At 70.4% G+C, this 19,484-nt stretch carries 15 protein-coding genes; 5 read left to right on the forward strand and 10 right to left on the reverse strand.

The genetic code is table 11. The features are described from left to right. Positions 1-12 precede the first annotated feature (12 nt). Positions 13-1,467, reverse strand: coding sequence for an LCP family protein (locus ACY34J_RS20645; RefSeq protein WP_462727993.1), 1,455 nt, complete (start codon positions 1,465-1,467; stop codon positions 13-15). Positions 1,468-1,604: 137 nt separating this feature from the next. Between ACY34J_RS20645 and ACY34J_RS20650 the strand changes: the two genes are divergently transcribed. Continuing rightward, positions 1,605-2,633, forward strand: a complete 1,029-nt coding sequence (locus ACY34J_RS20650) for a glycosyltransferase family 2 protein (RefSeq protein WP_462727992.1) — start codon at positions 1,605-1,607, stop codon at positions 2,631-2,633. Between the two features lie 82 nt (positions 2,634-2,715). On the opposite strand, the gene ACY34J_RS20655 is transcribed toward ACY34J_RS20650, so the two are convergent. The 4 genes from ACY34J_RS20655 to ACY34J_RS20670 form a co-directional block, all read right to left on the reverse strand. After that, a complete protein-coding gene (locus ACY34J_RS20655) occupies positions 2,716-4,368 on the reverse strand; it encodes an LCP family protein (protein WP_462727991.1) in 1,653 nt (550 codons plus the stop codon). A 52-nt stretch (positions 4,369-4,420) separates the two neighbouring features. Then, positions 4,421-6,112, reverse strand: a complete 1,692-nt coding sequence (locus ACY34J_RS20660) for an LCP family protein (RefSeq protein WP_462727990.1) — start codon at positions 6,110-6,112, stop codon at positions 4,421-4,423. Between the two features lie 219 nt (positions 6,113-6,331). Next, complete coding sequence (locus ACY34J_RS20665; protein ID WP_462728014.1) at positions 6,332-7,582, reverse strand: LCP family protein; 1,251 nt, start codon at positions 7,580-7,582, stop codon at positions 6,332-6,334. Positions 7,583-7,703: 121 nt separating this feature from the next. Continuing rightward, positions 7,704-8,459 carry a TIGR03089 family protein gene (locus tag ACY34J_RS20670; RefSeq protein WP_462727989.1) on the reverse strand — a complete coding sequence of 252 codons (756 nt, stop codon included), beginning with the start codon at positions 8,457-8,459 and terminating at the stop codon, positions 7,704-7,706. Positions 8,460-8,599: 140 nt separating this feature from the next. Here ACY34J_RS20670 and ACY34J_RS20675 point away from each other — a divergent pair, with 140 nt between their 5' ends. The 3 genes from ACY34J_RS20675 (at position 8,600) to ACY34J_RS20685 (ending at position 12,198) form a co-directional block, all read left to right on the forward strand. Continuing rightward, entirely contained in the window at positions 8,600-9,958 is a 1,359-nt protein-coding gene (locus ACY34J_RS20675; RefSeq protein WP_462727988.1) for a peptidoglycan recognition protein family protein, read from the forward strand. Between the two features lie 89 nt (positions 9,959-10,047). Beyond that, positions 10,048-11,130 carry a mannose-1-phosphate guanylyltransferase gene (gene manB / locus ACY34J_RS20680; RefSeq protein WP_462727987.1) on the forward strand — a complete coding sequence of 361 codons (1,083 nt, stop codon included), beginning with the start codon at positions 10,048-10,050 and terminating at the stop codon, positions 11,128-11,130. A 126-nt stretch (positions 11,131-11,256) separates the two neighbouring features. Further along, positions 11,257-12,198, forward strand: coding sequence for a DNA-3-methyladenine glycosylase family protein (locus tag ACY34J_RS20685; protein ID WP_462728013.1), 942 nt, complete (start codon positions 11,257-11,259; stop codon positions 12,196-12,198). Positions 12,199-12,263: 65 nt separating this feature from the next. On the opposite strand, the gene ACY34J_RS20690 is transcribed toward ACY34J_RS20685, so the two are convergent. Beyond that, complete coding sequence (locus ACY34J_RS20690) at positions 12,264-13,421, reverse strand: acyl-CoA dehydrogenase (protein ID WP_462727986.1); 1,158 nt, start codon at positions 13,419-13,421, stop codon at positions 12,264-12,266. Between the two features lie 162 nt (positions 13,422-13,583). Between ACY34J_RS20690 and ACY34J_RS20695 the strand changes: the two genes are divergently transcribed. After that, entirely contained in the window at positions 13,584-14,924 is a 1,341-nt protein-coding gene (locus ACY34J_RS20695; protein ID WP_462727985.1) for a UDP-glucose dehydrogenase family protein, read from the forward strand. A gap of 34 nt (positions 14,925-14,958) precedes the next feature. Here the strand turns inward: ACY34J_RS20695 and ACY34J_RS20700 are convergent, their stop codons facing one another. The 4 genes from ACY34J_RS20700 to ACY34J_RS20715 all read right to left on the reverse strand — a co-directional run bounded on the left by ACY34J_RS20700 (position 14,959) and on the right by ACY34J_RS20715 (position 19,217). Next, entirely contained in the window at positions 14,959-16,200 is a 1,242-nt protein-coding gene (locus ACY34J_RS20700) for a dipeptidase (RefSeq protein ID WP_462727984.1), read from the reverse strand. 126 nt (positions 16,201-16,326) lie between these two features. Beyond that, complete coding sequence (locus ACY34J_RS20705; protein ID WP_462727983.1) at positions 16,327-17,514, reverse strand: dipeptidase; 1,188 nt, start codon at positions 17,512-17,514, stop codon at positions 16,327-16,329. A 21-nt stretch (positions 17,515-17,535) separates the two neighbouring features. Continuing rightward, entirely contained in the window at positions 17,536-18,033 is a 498-nt protein-coding gene (purE, locus tag ACY34J_RS20710; RefSeq protein ID WP_462728012.1) for a 5-(carboxyamino)imidazole ribonucleotide mutase, read from the reverse strand. Between the two features lie 29 nt (positions 18,034-18,062). Further along, on the reverse strand, positions 18,063-19,217 hold the full coding sequence (locus tag ACY34J_RS20715; RefSeq protein WP_462728011.1) for a 5-(carboxyamino)imidazole ribonucleotide synthase: 1,155 nt from the start codon (positions 19,215-19,217) through the stop codon (positions 18,063-18,065). Positions 19,218-19,484: the final 267 nt, after the last annotated feature.

A 19,484-nucleotide genomic window follows, 5' to 3' on the forward strand; every position in this document is an offset into this window, starting at 1 on the left:
CCGCCGCGGGGGTCAGTGGCAGCTGACCTGGTCGCCGGTGACCGCCGGGAGGACTGCCGGGCCGCCCTGTACGGGGGCCTCGCCGCGTACCGGCCGCACCTGATGGAAGTCCGCCCCGACCGTGACCTTCATCACGGCCCCCTGGCCCGGTTCCGGCCGCAGCTGCGCTCCGGGCAGCGCCGCCGCGACCGTACGTGCCGAGCGGTCCCAGCGCGGGTCGTAGTCGACGACGGTGTGCGCCGTCGCGGGCGCGTTGCCGGGGCTGCCGACGGTCAGGAAGCCGGTGGCGCGCAGCCCGCGCTCCACACGTCGGGCCAGGCCGGTCTGGTGGGTGCCGTTGTCGACATGGACCCGGATCTGCTGGGGCGGTACGTCCACCAGCGCCGTCGGGGTGCGATGCGGCCGGTGGACGGTGAGCGGGCGGTCCGCGCGCACCGCCGCGAAGAGCCGGGCCGCCTGCCGCTCGTCCCACTTCACGGTCGAGCCCAGTCGCGGCACGGCGTAGGCGGGGTTGGCGACAGGCACCGAGGTGAATTCCGACGAGGCGGGCTTGAAGTCCCGCATCGCCCGGCCGAGCGCGACCAGTTCGTCGGTGCCGAAGCCGCGGTCGACACGTACGGACGCCAGCAGAGCGGAGGAGACCTCGTCGAACCGCACCGGGTTCATCAGCACCCCATTGCTGGTGACCTTGCGGATGAGGGCGGCGAGGAACCGCTGCTGGCGCTGCATCCGGCCGAGGTCGGCGGCGCCGTCGGTGTGCCGGGAGCGGACGTACTGCAGCGCCTGGCCACCGTCCAGCGTGGTGCGGCCGGCCGGCAGGTCCAGCCCGGTGTAGTTGTCCTTCATCGGGCGGGCCGTGCAGATCTCGACCCCGCCGACGGCGTCGACGGTCTTGATGAAACTCCTGAAGTCCACCTCGAGGTAGTGGTGGATGGGGATGCCGGTCATGTGCTCGACGGTGCGCACGGTCAGCTGCGGGCCGCCATAGGCGTAGGCGGCGTTGAGCTTCTCCCGGCGGGCCGGGTAGCGCCGGCCGGTGGCCGGGTCGATGTGCGCCGGCACTTCGGCGTAGGAGTCGCGGGGGAGGCTGATCACGCTGGCCCGTTCCCGGTCGGCCGACAGATGGACCAGCATGATCGTGTCGGTGCAGTCACAGGCGGTGCCGCCGAGCCGGTACTTCGCCCGCTCCGTGTTCGTGATCGTGTCGCGGCCGTCCGTGCCGACAAGGAGGAAGTTCAGCCCGCTGGCACCCCGGGGTCGGTCATTGAGCCCGTCAAAAGGGTCAATTCGGCCGATTCCGCGGTCGATCCCCGAGAGAATCACATGCCCGATGCCGCCGAGGCCCAACACCGTGAGGGCGGCGACCGAGGCGATCCGGAGCCCCCAGCGGGGCCCGCCGCGCGAGGGCTTCCTCGCGGGATACGGGCTGCCGGTGCGGGGGCGGGCAGAGCGATCCGGTGCGGTCATGAGGGACACTCCTCCGCAGGTCATGGCACGGACCGGGCTCACCGTAGGCCCATACGATCGGCTGCCCGCGGACCCACGCCCCGCGGCCACTCGGTCGCGTACGGGGGTGTCCTCCGTTCGCGGTAACGTGAGGAGCGATGAACGCATCTGCTGAATCGCAGCTTCCGGCCGTGTCCGTGATCATGCCGGTGCTCAATGAGGAACGACATCTGCGGAACGCGGTCCGGCACATCCTGGCGCAGGAGTACGCCGGCGAGCTCGAGGTGGTGATCGCCCTCGGGCCGTCCACGGACCGTACGGACGAGATCGCGGCCGAGCTCGTCGGGGAAGACCCGCGTGTGCACACGGTGCCGAACCCCACCGGACGTACGCCCGCCGCGCTCAACGCGGCGATCAAGGCGTCCCGGCACCCGGTCGTGGTGCGGGTCGACGGTCACGGCATGCTCTCGCCGAACTACATCGCGACGGCAGTGCGGTTGCTGGACGAGACGGGTGCGCAGAACGTCGGCGGCATCATGCACGCCGAGGGCGAGACCGACTGGGAGCACGCGGTCGCCGCCGCCATGACCTCGAAGATAGGTGTGGGCAACGCCGCATTTCACACCGGTGGTGAGGCCGGTCCCGCCGAGACCGTGTATCTGGGGGTCTTCCGCCGGGCTGCCCTGGAGCAGCAGGGCGGCTACAACGAGGAGTTCATCCGCGCCCAGGACTGGGAGCTCAACTTCCGTATCCGCGAGGCGGGTGGGCTGATCTGGTTCTCGCCGGAGCTGAAGGTCTCCTACCGGCCGCGGCCGAGCGTGCGCGCGCTCGCCAAGCAGTACAAGGACTACGGCCGCTGGCGGCATGTGGTCGCCCGCTACCACCAGGGCTCGATCAACCTGCGCTATCTGGCGCCGCCGACCGCGCTGGCCGCCATCGCGGCGGGCACCCTGGTGGGCGTGGCGCTTACGCCGTGGGGCTACGTCATACCGGCCGGCTATCTGGCCGCGATCACGGCGGGCTCGATTCCGGCGGGCAAGGGGCTGCCGCTGAAGGCGCGGCTGCAGATCCCGCTGGCTCTGGCGACGATGCATCTGTCCTGGGGCTGGGGCTTTCTGACCAGCCCGCGGTCGCTGGCGAAGAAGGTCATCGCCAGCCGCCGCCCGGCGGTGGTCACGGCCAGATAGCCCGTAAGGGCAGATGAAGGGGCCGGGCCCCCTCCCTTGGCGCTCGGCTCGCCTCCGGAGGTTCCGGCCCCCTGCGCGCGTGCTACCAGATGTTCGCCGGGTTGACCTTCATGCAGGCCTTGGTGTCATTGCCGTTGAGCGGGTCCGCGCTCTCGGGCGCCTTGTTGTCCTCACCGCCGGAGCCGACGGCCTTCGGGAAGCTGGTCCCCGCACGCCAGTCGGCGCCGATGACGAGCGTTACCTGCTGTACGGCCGTTGAGTGCCGGACCGCGCTCTCCGGCAGCCCGATCGCCTTGGCCACCGCCAGGGCGTCACCGCGCTGGTCCGGCGAGGCGTACGAAATCGTGGTGTCCGTCTGGGACTTGGGGGTCGCGTCCGCGACGGCCTGGGTGAAGCCGAGATGGAAGAGCCGCCCGGCGACCACGGCGGCGCGGCCTTGTACGGCGACCTGGGTGGCGGTTCCGGTGCCGTTCTGGACGGTGACGGGGATCTGTGCCTTCGGCGCGGCCGGGTCGCTGGGGGCGGCGCTCTTCTTGGGCCCGGTCTTCTTCTTGTCCTTGCCGTCCAGGGCGATGTCGTTGCGGATCAGCGAGAAGACCTTGTCGGCATCGCCCGGCTTGGGGATGACGTGTGCCGCGTTCTGCGGGTCCGGTATCCACGGCATGGTCGTCATGGTGATCCGGCCTGTCGGCACCCGCTTGATGTCGTTGGCCAGGTCGTAGAGCTTCGTCACCGAGCCGAGGGCGTCGTCGACGGTGAGGTTCTTGGTCGCCGCCTCGGCGAGATCGCGCAGCTGGGCCGGGTCGGTGAGCTTCGTACCGGCCTTGAGCTGCCGGACCATCGAGTTCATGTACATGTGCTGGGCCTTGGCCCGGCCGATGTCGCTGCCGTCCTCGAAACCGTGCCGGGTACGCAGCCACTGCAGGGCCTGCTTGCCCTTGATGGTCGACTCGCCCTTCTTCAGGCGCAGGCCGGACCTGGTGTCCTCGATGTTGTTGTCGACGCACACCGGGACCCCGCCGACCGCGTCGGCCATGGCCACCACACCCGCGAAGTCGATCATCATGAAGTGGTCGATCGGGATGCCCGTGAGTTCCTCCCACGCGGCGACCGTGCAGCCCGGACCGCCGTTCTGAAGGCTGGAGTTGATGGTGGCGTCCATCTCCCGGTAGACCGTGCCGTCCTTGCTGTCCGTGCACTTGGGGATGGTGACGCGGGTGTCGCGCGGGATGCTGACCACGGAGATGCTGCGGCGGTCGGCCGAGACGTGCAGCAGCATCTCGACGTCGGCGAGCGGCTTGCGGCCCGCGTCGGCCCGGGCACCGCCGAGCCGGACGTTCTCCGCGCCGTTACGGCTGTCGGAACCGAGCAGCAGGATGTTGAGCGGGGTCTGGCCCTGAGCGTTCGGCGCGCTCTTGTCGAGCTTGTTGTCGCCGAGGTTGAGGGCGCCCTTGACCAGATTGTGGTTGAGGTGCTCGTAGTAGAGATAACCGGCGCCGGCCGTGCCGAGTATCAGCAGCGCGACGCTCGAGGCGAACCAGCGCAGTACCCGGCGCTTCCCCGACCGCCGAGGTGCGAGGCCCGCACTGTCGGCCGGCTGCCGCGGGTGCGGGATACGGTCCCACGTCTCCGGCTGATCCGGCCGGTCCTCGTACAGGGTGTCGTCCCAGCCGAGATCCCCCGCATGGGGGGCCCTGTATCGCGCCCCGTCGTCGCGAACCTTGCTCTGGCGCATCGGGCCCTCCCCCGTTGTTCCGGTGATTGCTGTGGCCCGGTCGGCGGGCATGTCACTTGGCGCAGATTTCCTTGTCGGCGTTCACCTTCTGGACTCCGTCCGGCGCCTTCGTCGGTGCGGACAGGGGCGTACCGGCCTCCTTGAAGTCCTCGCCGAGGGTGAGCGTCATGGGAGTCGTCGGCGCGGCATCCTTCGTGCCGGGCTTGAGCGCCGAGGCGGACAGGCCCATCATCCCGGCGAGCGTCCGCGCCTGATCAGCCTGGTTCGGAGCGTACTCCAGCATTGTTTTCTTCTGTTTTGCGGGAGCGTTGCCGCCGTTGCTGGACTTCAGCACGCCCTCGCTGTTCTGGAGCCACTCCAGGGTGCTCTGGGCGGCGCCCATCGGGCCCCCGCCGTTGAGGACCTCGACCCGGACGTCCGCCGGGGCGGCCTTCGGCCCCTTGAGCTTGGCGGCTTCCTTCGCCTTCTGCTTCTTCTTCACCTCGGTCAGCGAGACATCGTTCCTGACCATGGAGAACAGCGGCTCGGCCTTGGGCTTGTCGAGGAGGACGGTCGCCCCGTCGGTGTTGTCCACCACCGGCACGGTGGCGAAGGTGATGTTCTTGGTGTTCACCCGGCTCAAGTCCTTGGCCAGGTCCTGGAGCTTGGGGATCGTACCTATGCCCGTGTCGACGGTCAGCGCCTTGGTGGCGGCGTTGGCCAGATCCCACAGCTTGCCCGGGTCGGTGAGGGTGTCGTTGGACTTCATCGTGCGGATCATCGAGCTGAGGAACTGCTGCTGGAGCTGGATCCGGCTCAGGTCGCCGCCGAAGCCGACCGAGTGCCGGGTGCGCACAAAGGCGAGGGCCTGCTCGCCCTGGACCCGGTGGGGCCCCTTGGAGAGATGGAGGTGGGACTGCTTGTCGTTTATGTCCTTGCCGAGGCAGATGGGGACGCCGCCGACTGCCGTGGAGAGCGTCTTGACCGCGTTGAAGTCGGCCATCATGAAGTGGTTGGGCTGAATACCCGTCAGCGCCTTGACGGTGCGCATCGTGCAGCCCGGGTCGCGCCCCTCCTGGCCCAGGCTCTCGTTGAAGCGGGTCTGCCGGGTCGCCGGAATGACCTTGGTCGAGCCGTCCTTCTGCTTGGTCGGGCAGGCCGGGATGTCGGTGATCATGTCGCGCGGGATGCTGAGGGCGGTGGCGTTGCTGCGGTCCTTGGAGACGTGGAAGAGGATCGTGGTGTCGGCATGACCGACACTGCCGGCGTCCCCGTACCCCTGGTTGCCCTTGCCGGTACGGGAGTCGGTGCCGATGACGAGGATGTTCATCGGGCCGTCGCTGCCGATGTCACCGCCCGCGCCGCCGATGTCGACCGTGCTGATGTTGCTGTTGAAGTGCTCGAGGACGAAGTACGCCGCGGCGGCGCCGGCCACCAGCACGAAGGCCATCGTGCCCCCGGTCCAGAACAGCGCCTTCTTCTTGCCGGAGGCCTTCGGCTTGGGTTTGCGGCGGCCGGTGGCCGGCGGCGGGGCGCCGCGGCCCGCGGACCGGCGGCCGCGCTGTGGCGGGACCTCGCGGCGGCGCGTGCGGCCGAGTCCCTCTGAGCGTGAGGCGGCAGCGGACGAGGAGGCCCCGCGCTGCGGTGTCGCCGATTGCTCTCCGGAGAGATCCAGTCGCAGTTCGTAATTGCCAGTGTTAGGGTCGTAGACCCACTGATCGGCGGGGTCGATGTCGCCCGCCCGTCCACGGCCTTGCGCGTCCACGGTTGCCTGAATCCTCCGTCGGTGCCACGCGGCGCCTTCCCCCACAGGCGCTCGGTCAGTCGTCCTCAGATGCGCAAGTGCCCAGGTCGAGCGCATCGGGACCGTCACACTATCCGGCCAGTTCAACGCCAAGCGACGCCGGTGACAAATTCGCCTTCCTTATAACCGGGCAATTACGCTCATTCTTTTCGAGTTGCCAGGGTGTTCTCTTTGTCTGCTTTATCCGCACACGTTGTTGGCTGCGGTAGTGCCCCGGTAGGTGGGCGGGGCGCCCGTCGGCGCCGCACTCGGTTCGCTGTCCGCCGGTGCCCTGGACCCTGAACCTCCCTGTGTGGCTTCGGGTTCGGCAGGCCGCCGCCTCGCACTCACCGTCACCCGCAGGTCATTTCGCAGCGCATTGAAGAGATGAGCCGCGTCAGGTTGTACGAGTTCGTCGCGATCCGCGTTCAGCGAGTACGGCCGCCGGGGAACAGTGAGGAACTGCACTTTTTCCGTCGGAATGCTCCGCATGCTGCGCACCAGGTCGTACAGCTTCCTGAGCGAGTCCAGGCCAGAGTCGGTGGTGAGCGCAGAGGTCGCGGCATCGAGCACCGGGTAGAGCCGGGTGGGGTTGAGCAGGACGCCATTGCTTTGCACTTTCTTCACCAGTGATCCGAGGAAACGCTGCTGCCGTTCCATCCGCTCGGTGTCGCTGCCGTCGCCGAGGCTGTAGCGGGTGCGGACGTACCCCAGCGCCTGCTCCCCGTTGAGCCGGTGCCGGCCGGCGGACAGCTTGAGGTGCGCCTCGGGGTCCTTGATGGATTTCTTCAGGCAGACGTCCACACCGTCCACCGCGTTCACCATTTTCTGGAACCCCAGAAAGTCCACGATGATGTGGTGGTCGACGCGGACGCCGGTGAGGTTCTCGACCGTACGGATCGCGCATGCCGCGCCGCCGAATTCGAACGCCCAGTTGAATTGGGCGAACCGGGCAACGCTCCGGCCGCCGCCCGCTGTCCGGCAGCGCGGGATCTCCAGCATCAGGTCGCGCGGGATGCTGACGGCGGTGGCGCTCTGCCGGTCGGCGGCCAGGTGCAGCAGGATCGTGGTGTCCGAGCGCTGGGTCCCGCTGTCCCTGCCGTACTTGCCGTTGCCGTCGGCGCGTGTGTCGGAGCCGATGAGCAGGATGTTCTGGGCGCCCTTCACCATCGCTCTCGGACGCTCGGACTCCCATTTGCGCAACTCGTCGGCCGTATCACGATCGGTGTGGATATTGCCGTCGAGCTTCCGGTACGCGACCCAGCCGGCCCCGGCGCCCGCCAGCAGCACCACCGCCGCACCCAGCCCTCCCAGGCGCACCAGGCGCCGTCTGCTGAGCGACCTGGCGTCGCCGGGCCGGTCCGGTCCGCCGGGGGTCCCCGCCGCTTCTGCGTCGGTGGGGCCCTCCGGCCCGGCGGGCGTGCCAGCGCTGTCGGTCACGAATGCGTCCATCCTCACGGAGTCGGCGGCGTCGTACCGTACGAGGCCGCCGGTCACGGGAGTAGACCGCCAAAAGCCTCGCAAGGTTGCACGTACCGCCCGATCATCGCTCCGCGTCATGGGCGGAAAGCGGTTAGGCAGCCGTCGTGGTCACCCGTTCGCTCTCCCGCCGCTGCTCCAGGGCCTCGGGTGTCAACTGGTCCAGGTGGCGGCACAGCACGACCGAGCCGCCGGCCGCCAGCGGGGCGAGCAGCCCGGAGGACAGGCCGTCCCAGGTGTCGTACGGCAGCCCGGACAGCACCCGGGACACCGGCGTCAGGCCGCGGGTCACCGCGTCGGCGTGGGCCTGCTCGACGACCTCGGCGGCCGTCAGCTCGGCGCCGCCGGCGAAGGCGAGGGCCGGCGCGTCAGGGTCCACCGGGGCGTACGCGCTGAAGCGGTCGCCCTGGCTCGGCACCTCGACGGCGTAGTCCACGAAACCCTGCGGCGGCTGCGGGAAGCGGGCGCCGAGGGGGCGCAGGCTCAGTGCCACGCGCTCCCCGCGGCAGGCACGCGCCTCCTCCAGCGTGTCCGGGCCGCTGACCACCAGGTCGGCGGCGGCCGGGTCGCCGCCGATGTCGGCGACAACTCCGGTGGAGGAGCAGGCGAGCAGCCAGACCGCGCTCTGCCAGTGGGCGGGGAGCAGCAGCGCCAGCCGGTCACCCGGCTGGGCGGCCAGGTCACCCTGGAGAAGGTTCGCGGTCTTCGCCACCCAATTGGCGAAGGTGGCCACCGAGAGTTCGACGCGTTCGCCGGTGGCATCGTCGTAGAAGGTGATCAGCGGGCGGGCGGGGTCCGCGGCGAGCGCGGATCGCAGCAGGTCGGCGGGGGTCCGGTCAGTGGCGTTCACCCGCGCAAGCGTACGCGCGGGCCTACGGCGCCGGGCCGGTGACGGGGGTGTCCGGGCAACGGAGTGAACCACCGGATTGGCCGACTGCCCATCAGGTTACGAATAGACAGAATTGCCCCCATACGGACACGATTTTCGGTATGCGTGCACTGCTTGCATCCTCGATCGGCGTGGCCTGCGCGGCCGTCCTCACTCTTCCGCTCGCCCCGCCCTCCGCTGCGAGACCCGTCCCCGCTCCCGCAGCCCATGCCCGGCAACTGCCGGGAAGTACGCAGTCGCTGCCGCTGGCGCCGCTCGGCGACCGCTCCGACCGGGCAGTGCGGGTCCCGTCCCGGCCTGTCGGCGCTCTGGGGCTGTGGCAGCAGAACGTCCGCCCCTTCTCGCTCGTCGGCGTCGTCTGGAACGACCCCGACGCGCAGTTCCACGGCCGGGTGCAGGTCCGTACCCGCTCGGCCGCCACCGGACGCTGGTCGCCCTGGCAGCCCCTCGAGATGCACCATGACGATGACGCCCCCGACCTCGACTCGCCCGAGCGGCGTGCGCCTGGGGTGCGGGGCAGCACCGCCCCGCTCTGGGTGGGTGCCTCCAACGGCGTACAGGTACAGGCCATGCCCGGACCCTCCTCGCGCCGGGCCGGCGTCGGCCACGCCGCCCTGCCGGGCGGTCTGCGCGTCGAACTGGTCGACCCGGGTGACGGCCGTGCTTCCCGGCCCCAGACCCGCAGTGCGCCGCCTCCCCTGACTCCGGCGGAGGCCGCCGCCTCAGGGGCGAACGCGAAACTCATCCCGCTGGGCGCCCGAGTGATCCCGGCCCTCGACAAGAGGCACACGCTGGCCCAGGCGGCGCGTAAGGTCGCCGTCGGCGGCGCCAAGCCTGCCGGGGCGACGTTCCCGTTCATCGGTCCGCGGCCACGCATCGTCACCCGCGCCGGCTGGGGCGCGGACGAGTCCCTGCGGGAGCGCACCTTCGTCTACGGCGGCACGGTGAAGGCCGCGTTCGTGCACCACAGCGCGAGCGGCAACAACTACAGCTGCGCGCAGACCCCGGCCCTGCTGCGCAGCATCTACCGCTACCACATCAAGAGCCTGGGCTGGCGTGACATCGGCTACAACTTCCTCGTCGACAAGTGCGGCACCATCTTCGAAGGGCGCGCCGGCGGCGTGGCGGCGCCTGTCAGGGGCGCGCACACGCTAGGTTTCAACACCGGCAGCACCGGCATCGCCGTCCTCGGGTCGTTCTCCCACACCGACCCGCCCCCGGCAGTGATGCAGTCCATCGCCCGGCTCACCGCCTGGAAGCTCGGCCTGTACGGCAGAGATCCCCATGGCAAGACCTTCATGGTCTCCAGCGGCGGCAACAAGTACCCCAAGGGCAGCGCGGCCCAGCTCAACGTCATCTCCGGACACCGGGACGGCTTCGCCACCGACTGCCCGGGACGCCGGCTCTACGACCGGCTCGGCTCGGCCCGTAAGGCCTCGGCGAAACTCCAGGGACGCTGACCGTCGCGGTTCCACGGAAACCGAACACCGTCTGCATACACTGGCCGCCCACGACCCGGCCGGCCCCGGCAGGAAGCAGAGAAGACAAGGTGACAGAAGCGATCCTCCTGGTTGGCGGCAAGGGAACCCGGCTGCGGCCCCTGACAGTGAACACGCCCAAGCCCATGGTTCCGGCGGCCGGGGTCCCGTTCCTCACCCACCAGTTGGCGCGCGCCCGGGCGGCCGGTGTCGACCACATCGTGCTCGCCACGTCCTATCTCGCCGAGGTGTTCGAGCCGTACTTTGGTGACGGCTCATCACTCGGCCTGCAACTGGAGTACGTCACGGAGGACGAGCCGCTCGGCACCGGCGGCGCGATCCGCAATGTCGTCTCCCATCTGCGCTCCGGGCCCGACGACCCCGTGCTCATCTTCAACGGCGACATCCTGACCGGCCTCGACATCCGCGCCCTGGTCGACACCCACCGCACCTCGGGCGCGGACGTCACGCTGCACCTCACCCGCGTCACGGATCCGCGAGCGTTCGGTCTCGTCCCCACCGACTCCACCGGCCGCGTCACCGCGTTCCTGGAGAAGCCGCAGACGCCCGAGGAAATCGTCACCGACCAGATCAACGCCGGCGCCTACGTCTTCAAACGGTCCGTGATCGACTCCATCCCGGACGGCCGCCCGGTCTCCGTGGAGCGCGAGACCTTCCCCGGGCTCCTGGCCTCCGGCGCCCACCTCCAAGGCATGGTGGACTCCACCTACTGGCTCGACCTGGGCACTCCGCAGGCGTTCGTACGCGGCTCGGCCGACCTGGTGCTCGGCCGCGCTCCCTCCCCCGCGGTACCGGGGCGGTGCGGCGACCGGCTGGTGCTCGACGGGGCGGAGGTCGCCGCCGACGCCAAGCTGACCGGCGGCACGGTCGTCGGTGCGGGGGCCCGGATCGGCGCGGGCGTGCGCCTGGACGGCAGCACCGTTCTCGACGGCGCGGTCGTCGAGCCCGGGGCCCGGATCCAGGACTCGCTGATCGGGGCCGGTGCCCGGATCGGGGCCCGTACGGTGCTGCAGGGTGCGGTCATCGGTGACCTGGCGGAGATCGGGCCGGACAACGAGCTGCGGGACGGTGTCCGGGTGTGGTGCGCGGCGCGGATCCCGCCGGGAGCGGTGCGCTTCTCCTCGGACGAGTAGGACCGGACGGCGCTACGTTCGAAGCACTAGGCTCGTGGCGCACCCCCGCTCCGAGGAAGGCCCGTGGACCAGAACGCCGAACGGCTCAACCGCACTACCGTGCGCGGCGGTTACACACGCGTGCCCATCACGGCTCAGCGGCGGCCCGCGGTCATCGCCGAGGCCGGCCGTGTCCGCCGGTGGACACCGCCCTACCCCCTCGCCCTCGGCGCGACCGTCGGTCCGCTGCGCCGCGGACCCGGCGACCCCGCCTTCCGTACCACCCCCGACGGCTCCATCTGGCGCGCCAGCCGCACCCCGGCCGGCCCCGGCACCCTGCGCTTCGCCCTACGGGGCGGCGCGGTCGAAGCCGAGGCCTGGGGACCGGGAGCGGACTGGCTGCTCGATACGCTGCCCGCCCTGCTCGGCGCGGTCGACGAGCCCGGTGACTTCGTACCGCGCCACCGCCTGGTGCACGAGATGCACCGCCGCCACCCCGGACTGCGGCTGACCCGCACCGGCCTCGTCCTGGAATCCCTGATCCCCTCGATCCTGGAGCAGAAGGTCACCAGCGACGAGGCGTACCGCGCCTGGCGTCTGCTCCTGCAGCGCCACGGCGAACCGGCCCCCGGTCCGCTGGAGCGGCTGCGGGTGATGCCCGACGCGCGGGCCTGGGCCATGATCCCGTCCTGGGAGTGGCACCGGGCGGGCGTGGACGGCAAGCGCTCGGCGACGATCGTCCGCGCGGCACGGGTGGCCCGACGGCTGGAGGAGGCCACGGCGATGGACCTCGCCGCCGCCGGCCGTCGGCTCCAGGCGATCCCGGGCATCGGCCCGTGGACGGCGGCCGAGACCCTGCAGCGCAGCAACGGGGCCCCGGACGCGGTAACGGTCGGCGACCTCCATCTGCCGAAGATCATCGGCTATGCGCTCACGGGCCGGCGCGGCACTGATGACGAGGGCATGCTCGAACTGCTCGAGCCCTACGCCGGGCAACGCCACCGCGCGTGCCGGCTCATCCTGCTGTCGGGCCTTGCCCCGCCCCGCCGGGCCCCGCGCTTCTCGGTGAACGACATCCGCCACCTGTAGAGGCCGTCGGGAAAGACCAGAGGCACCCCGGAGGGTGCCTCTGGCTCATGGCTTCGCGGCCGGCGTTACGGAAGGTTCCGCGCCATCACGATCCGCTGGACCTGGTTGGTGCCCTCGTAGATCTGGGTGATCTTCGCGTCGCGCATCATGCGCTCGACCGGGTAGTCGCGGGTGTAGCCGTAACCGCCGAGCAGCTGGACCGCGTCCGTGGTGATCTCCATCGCCACGTCGGAGGCGAAGCACTTGGCCGCGGCGCCGTAGAAGGTCAGGTCGCCATCGAGCCGCTCGGACTTGGCGGCAGCCGCGTAGGTGAGCTGGCGGGCGGCCTCCAGCTTCATCGCCATGTCGGCGAGCATGAACTGGATGCCCTGGAAGTCGGCGATCGCCTTGCCGAACTGCTTGCGCTCCTGGACATAGCCCTTGGCGTAGTCCAGCGCCCCCTGGGCGATGCCGAGCGCCTGCGCCGCGATGGTGATGCGGGTGTGGTCCAGGGTCTTCATGGCGGTGGCGAAGCCGGTGCCCTCCTCGCCGATCATGCGGTCGGCGGGGATGCGGACGTTGTCCAGGTAGACCTCGCGGGTGGGCGAGCCCTTGATGCCCAGCTTCTTCTCCGGCGCGCCGAAGGAAACGCCCTCGTCGCCCTTCTCCACCACGAAGGCGGAGATGCCCTTGCTGCGCTTGTCCGGGTCGGTGACGGCCATCACCGTGTAGTACTCGCTCACCCCGGCGTTGGTGATCCACCGCTTCACGCCGTTGAGCACGTAACCGTCGCCGTCCCGTACGGCCTTGGTCTTCATGCCGGCGGCGTCCGAGCCCGCGTCCGGCTCGGAGAGGCAGTACGAGAACATCGCCTGGCCCTGAGCGAGCGGGCCCAGGTACCTCTTCTTCAGGTCCTCGGAGCCGGAGAGGATCACCGGCATAGAGCCGAGCTTGTTGACCGCCGGTATCAGGGAGGACGAGGCGCATACGCGCGCCACCTCCTCGATGACGATCACGGTCGCCAGCGCGTCCGCGCCCGCGCCCCCGTACTCCTCCGGCACGTGCACCGCGTGCAGGTCATTGGCGACCAGCGCCTCGAGTGCCTCCTGGGGGAAGCGGCCCTCCTCGTCCACCTCGGCGGCGAACGGCGCGATCTTCGCCTCGGCGAGCGAGCGCACCGAGTCGCGGAGCATGTCGTGCTCCTCGGACGGCCGGTACAGGTCGAAATCAGCGGCTCCCGCCAAGGCTTCTCACTCCCCATTAATTAACTACTGTTAAGTAACACGATTCTAGGGGTGAGCCGCCCATCGCGGTACGTGAGCTTGCTGACAGCATTTTCCCGTGCCCCTCATGCCCGCGGGCTATGCTCGGGGCCGCAGTCCAGCCCGCACCACCATGGAGCACACATGGCCCCGAAGATCACCGTGATCGGCACCGGCTACCTAGGCGCCACGCACGCTGCCGCGATGGCGGAACTGGGCTTTGAGGTGCTGGGCCTGGACATAGCCACCGAGAAGGTCGAGATGCTCTCGGCGGGCACGGTGCCGATGTACGAACCGGGGCTGGAAGAGCTGCTGCGGCGGCACGTCGCGGGAATCGAGGGCTCCAGCGGCCGGCTGCGTTTCACCACCTCCTACGCCGAGGCCGGCGAATTCGGTGATATTCACTTCATCTGCGTGAACACCCCGCAAAAGCACGGTGAATACGCCTGCGACATGCGATATGTGGACGCCGCCGTGGAATCGCTGGCCCCGCATCTGCACCGTCCCGCGCTGGTCGTCGGCAAGTCCACCGTGCCGGTCGGCAGCGCGGCCCGGCTGGCCGCCCGGCTGGCGGAGCTGGCTCCGGCGGGTCCGGACGCCGAACTGGCCTGGAACCCGGAGTTCCTGCGCGAGGGATTCGCCGTCCAGGACACCCTGCACCCGGACCGGATCGTCGTCGGTGTCGCGAGCGAGCAGGCGGAGAAGCAGCTGCGCGAGGTCTACGCGGCCCCGATCGCGGAGGGCTCGCCGTTCGTCGTCACCGACTACCCGACGGCCGAGCTGGTGAAGACCGCCGCCAACTCCTTCCTCGCCACCAAGATCTCCTTCATCAACGCGATGGCAGAGGTGTGCGAGGCGGCCGACGGCGATGTGGTCAAGCTCGCCGAGGCCATCGGCCACGACGAGCGCATCGGCAAGAAGTTCCTGCGCGCCGGCATCGGCTTCGGCGGCGGCTGCCTGCCCAAGGACCTGCGCGCGTTCATGGCCCGGGCGGGCGAGCTGGGCGCCGACCAGGCGCTGACCTTCCTGCGTGAGATCGACTCGATCAACATGCGCCGCCGCGGGCACATGGTGGAGCTGGCCCGCGACGCCGTGGGCGGCTCCTTCCTCGGCAAGCGCGTCGCCGTCCTCGGCGCGACGTTCAAGCCGGACTCCGACGACGTACGGGACTCGCCCGCGCTCAACGTCGCCGGGCAGATCCACCTGCAGGGCGGCCAGGTCACGGTCTACGACCCCAAGGGCATGGACAACGCCCGCCGCCTCTTCCCGACACTCGGCTACGCCCCCACCGCGCTGGAGGCGGCGCACTCCGCCGATGTCGTGCTGCACCTCACCGAGTGGCAGGAGTTCCGCGACCTGGACCCGGCGGAGCTGGGCGCGGTGGTCGCGGAGCGCCGGCTGCTGGACGGGCGCAATTCGCTGGACCCCGAGCTGTGGCGCGAGGCGGGCTGGAGCTACCGCGCGCTGGGCCGGCCGCGGGCCTGACCCCGCCGCCGGCGGCTACGGTCCGCCCCTCGGCTCAGTCCGCCCCGGATCGGTTCCGGAACATCCGGTACGCGCTGTGCCCGTCGAGGCGGGCCATGGTCGCCGTCGACGGTTCGCGGCGGGCCTGGGCCGACCTGGCGGTGAATTCCACATCCCGCATCACCCGGAGCATGTTCCGCCACGTCAGCTTCGTCAGATCCTCGGTGGACCAGCCGCGCTCCAGCAGTTCGGCGATCAGCCGCGGATAGCCGGCGGCGTCCTCCAGGCCGGCCGGCCGCGCCGCGCCGCCGTCATCGGTGTCGTACGAACCGGCGAGCCCGACGTGGTCCGGCCCGGCCACCTCCCGTACATGGTCCAGGTGGTCGGCGACATCCGCTACGGTCGCGGCCCCGCCGCCGGACACGTACTTCGCCTCGAAGGTCACCATGCACACACCGCCGCCCGAGGCCATCAGCGACAGTACGTCGTCCGGCACGTTGGCCGGGTGGTCGGTGACGGCGCGGGCAGCGCAGTGCCCGAAGACCACGGGAGCCTTGCTGACGGCCAGGGTGCGCCGCATCGTGGCGAGCGAGCTGTGGGACAGGTCGACGAGCATGCCGAGGCGGTTCATCTCGCGCACCACCTCCTCACCGAAGACGGTGAGGCCGCCGGCCCTGGACTGGTCGTTCGCCTCGTCCGCCCACGGTGTGCTGCGGCCCTGGGTGAGGGCCATCCGGCGCACGCCGAGCGTGAAGAACGTACGCAGCGTGCCGAGCGAGCAGTTGATCGCCTGCCCGCCGTCGGCCGCCAGCAGTGAGGCGACCCGGCCGCGCTTGTGGGCCTCGATCATGTCGTCGGCGGTGAGCGCCAGCCGCAGGGACTCGGGGTAGGCGCGGATCAGGGCGTGGACGAACTCGATCTGCTCGAGGGTGGTGCTGACCAGGCGGTCCCCGGCGGTGCCATCGGCCACCGACACCGACCAGAACTGGGCGCCGACGCGGCCCGCGCGCAGCCGCGGCAGGTCGGTCTGCAGCCCGGCCTCGCCGATGTCGAGCTCGAACCGGCCGGGCGTCGGCTCATGTCCGGAGCGCACCCGCAGCACCCATGGGAGCCCGTTGAAGCCGTCCACGACGGGGTGGGTGGCGAGCAGTTCCCTGGCCTGGTCCACCGCGTCCTCAGAGGGGGTCCGAGTGACTGGGGTCACAGCGGCGGGAGGGCGCAGAACCAGCTCCTGCGGGTGGTCGGCAGCCTCGACTGAGGCGGGCGCGTCCTGCAGCACGGTGGCAAGGTCGGCCATACTCGAACTCCGTACTAGGCGGTGAGGTCTGCGCTCACCCTGGCACGGGGTGATCAAGCTTTCGCGGTGAGCGAGGCGTCCGGGTGTACCCCTCCCGCTGCGGCCTCCGGATGAGTCAACGGTGCGTCAGCCGTCCAGTTCTTCGATGGTGATGTTCGACGGGCCGCGCTCGCTCTGCAGCCGGCGGGCCACCGCCTCGGCCTCCCGCAGCGTACGGACCGCGTTCTGCCAGGTGAGCTTGGCGAGGTCGGATGGGGACCAACCGCGGCGCAGCAACTCGGCGATGAGATTGGGGTAGCCCGCCACGTCCTCCAGGCCCTCGGGAGTGAAGGCCGTGCCGTCGTAGTCGCCGCCGATCCCGATGTGGTCGATGCCCGCGACCTCACGCATGTGGTCGAGGTGGTCGGCGACGGTGGCGGTGGTGGCGACCGGGCGCGGGTTCGCCTCCTCGAAGGCGCGGTGGACCGCCATCGCCTCCTCGGTGGTGTCGAGCGGATGCAGGCCGTGGGCGCGCATGTTCTCGTCGGCGGCCCGCGTCCACTCGATGGCTTCCGGGAGGATGAACTTCGGTACGAACGTGACCATCGCCAGACCGCCGCCCTTGGCCGTCAGCGCGAGCACATCGTCGGGGACGTTGCGCGGGTGGTCGCACACCGCGCGGGCGGAGGAGTGCGAGAAGATCACCGGTGCCTCGCTGACACGCAGCGCGTCGCGCATCGTGTCCGGCGAGACATGGGAGAGGTCGACGAGCATGCCGATCCGGTTCATCTCGCGTACGACCTCTTCGCCGAAGCGGGTGAGGCCGCCTGCCTTCGGCTCGTCGGTCGCCGAGTCGGCCCACGGGATGTTGTCGTTGTGGGTGAGCGTCATATAGCGCACGCCCAGCCGGTACAGGGCGCGGAGGGTGGCCAGCGAGCAGTTGATGGAGTGGCCGCCCTCGGCGCCCATCAGGGAGGCGATGCGTCCCTCGGCGCGGGCCGCCTCCATGTCGTCGGCGGTGAGGGCGAGCCGCAGGTCCGCCGGGTAGCGGTCGGTCAGCTGCCGTACGGCGTCGATCTGCTCGAGGGTGGCGCTGACGGCTGTGTCGCCGGCCAGGTCGGACCGGACGAACACCGACCAGAACTGCGCGCCGACGCCGCCGGCCCGCAGCCTGGGGATGTCGGTGTGCAGATGCTCGCTCTGGTCGGTGGCGATGTCGCGACGGTCGAGGTCGTAGCGGACCTGTGCGCGCAGCGCCCAGGGGAGGTCGTTGTGGCCGTCGACCACGGGGTGGGCGGCGAGAAGTTCACGGGCCTGGGCGAGCTGGTCGTTCATGGCCGTGACCCTACTCCGCCGCTACCCGCCGAAGCCGAAACCCGTGTTCCCGCCGACCTTGTTGCGCAGCCGCCTGCCCTTCTCGGTGGCCTGCTCGTTCAGTTCGTCCTGGAAGCTGCGCATCCTGGCCAGCAGCTCCTTGTCGTGGGCGGCGAGCATACGGACCGCGAGAAGGCCGGCGTTGCGCGCGCCGGCCACGGAGACGGTGGCGACAGGGACGCCGGCCGGCATCTGGACGATGGACAGCAGACTGTCCATGCCGTCCAGGTACTTGAGCGGTACGGGCACGCCGATCACCGGGAGCGGGGTGACGGACGCGAGCATGCCCGGCAGGTGGGCCGCCCCGCCGGCGCCGGCGATGATCGCCTTGAGGCCGCGGTCGGCGGCCTGCTCGCCGTACGCGACCATCTCGCGCGGCATGCGGTGCGCGGAGACGACATCGACCTCGTAAGGCACCTCGAACTCCTCGAGGGCCTTGGCGGCGGCCTCCATGACGGGCCAGTCGGAGTCGGAACCCATCACGATGCCGACCAGAGGCTGGGGGTTGCTCACTCTTGGATCGTCCCTCGCAGGTAGTCGGCGGCGTGGCGGGCGCGCTCGCGCACGTCGTCCAGGTCGTCGCCGTAGGTGTTGACGTGCCCGACCTTACGGCCCGGCTTCACATCCTTGCCATACATATGGATCTTCAGCTGCGGATCCCGGGCCATGCAGTGCAGGTACGCGGCGTACATGTCGGGGTAGTCGCCGCCGAGGACATTGGACATGACGGTCCAGCGGGCGCGGGGGCGGGGGTCGCCGAGCGGCAGGTCGAGGACGGCGCGCACATGGTTGGCGAACTGGGAGGTGATGGCGCCGTCCTGGGTCCAGTGACCGGAGTTGTGCGGACGCATCGCGAGCTCGTTGACGAGGACCTGCGGAGTGCCGTCGGCGCCGCGGGCCTCGAACAGCTCCACCGCGAGATGGCCGACGACCCCGAGCTCCTTGGCGATGGTCAGCGCCAGCTGCTGGGCCTGCACGGACAGCTCGTCCGACAGGCCGGGGGCGGGGGCGATGACCGTGTCGCAGACGCCGTTTACCTGGATGGACTCGACGACGGGGTAGGCGACGGCCTGGCCGTGCGGGGACCGTACGACGTTGGCGGCGAGCTCGCGGACGAAGTCGACCTTCTCCTCGGCGAGGACGGGGACGCCGGCGCGGAACGGCTCCTCCGCCTCCTGCTCGCTGCTGACGACCCAGACGCCCTTGCCGTCGTACCCGCCACGCACGGTCTTGAGGACGACCGGGAAGCCTCCCCCTGGCTTCGCCGGGGGGACCCCCGCTTCCTCTGCGAAGCGCACCACGTCCGCCGGGTCGGTCACGATCCGGTGCCGCGGGCACGGCACGCCGATCGCGTCGAGCTTGGCCCGCATCACACCCTTGTCCTGGGCGTGTACGAGGGCGTCCGCGCCCGGGCGGACGGGGATGCCGTCGGCCTCCAGCGCACGCAGGTGCTCGGTCGGAACATGCTCGTGATCGAAGGTGATCACATCGCAGCCTTGTGCGAAAGCACGAAGGGTGTCCAGGTCGCGGTAGTCGCCGACGACGACCTCGTTCACGACCTGGGCCGCGGAGTCCTGCGGAGTGTCGCTGAGGAGCTTGAACTTGATGCCGAGGGGGATGCCCGCCTCGTGTGTCATACGGGCGAGCTGGCCGCCTCCGACCATGCCGACTACAGGGAACGTCACGCCCCAAGAGTATCCGCACACCAGGACTGTTCCGGCGCTCTCCTTGGAGGATCCTCCATGTCGGACTTCGGGGACGCGTGTCGCGCGCCACGGCACGTCCGCGGGCGACGCCCGGAAGCCGTGGCTAGCATGAGGGCGCCAGGCCGAGGCCGATCTCCCCTGCCGCCGCTGGGTGGGGGTGCCCCCAGCGGTAGTCCCCCCTGGGCCCAACGGCCCGGGTGGTACCCCAGGGGGAGTTCCCCCACG

This window comes from Streptomyces sp. HSS9-12 (genome assembly GCF_054963655.1).

What these genes read in the sequence shown, in the direction of transcription:
- ACY34J_RS20700 (WP_462727984.1), bottom strand. Translation starts at nt 16,200, where the DNA reads ATGGCCGACCTTGCCACCGTGCTGCAGGACGCGCCCGCCTCAGTCGAG.
- ACY34J_RS20645 (WP_462727993.1), bottom strand. Translation starts at nt 1,467, where the DNA reads ATGACCGCACCGGATCGCTCTGCCCGCCCCCGCACCGGCAGCCCGTAT.
- ACY34J_RS20695 (WP_462727985.1), top strand. Translation starts at nt 13,584, where the DNA reads ATGGCCCCGAAGATCACCGTGATCGGCACCGGCTACCTAGGCGCCACG.
- ACY34J_RS20675 (WP_462727988.1), top strand. Translation starts at nt 8,600, where the DNA reads ATGCGTGCACTGCTTGCATCCTCGATCGGCGTGGCCTGCGCGGCCGTC.
- ACY34J_RS20665 (WP_462728014.1), bottom strand. Translation starts at nt 7,582, where the DNA reads ATGGACGCATTCGTGACCGACAGCGCTGGCACGCCCGCCGGGCCGGAG.
- ACY34J_RS20655 (WP_462727991.1), bottom strand. Translation starts at nt 4,368, where the DNA reads ATGCGCCAGAGCAAGGTTCGCGACGACGGGGCGCGATACAGGGCCCCC.
- ACY34J_RS20715 (WP_462728011.1), bottom strand. Translation starts at nt 19,217, where the DNA reads ATGGTCGGAGGCGGCCAGCTCGCCCGTATGACACACGAGGCGGGCATC.
- ACY34J_RS20650 (WP_462727992.1), top strand. Translation starts at nt 1,605, where the DNA reads ATGAACGCATCTGCTGAATCGCAGCTTCCGGCCGTGTCCGTGATCATG.
- ACY34J_RS20705 (WP_462727983.1), bottom strand. Translation starts at nt 17,514, where the DNA reads ATGAACGACCAGCTCGCCCAGGCCCGTGAACTTCTCGCCGCCCACCCC.
- purE (WP_462728012.1), bottom strand. Translation starts at nt 18,033, where the DNA reads ATGGGTTCCGACTCCGACTGGCCCGTCATGGAGGCCGCCGCCAAGGCC.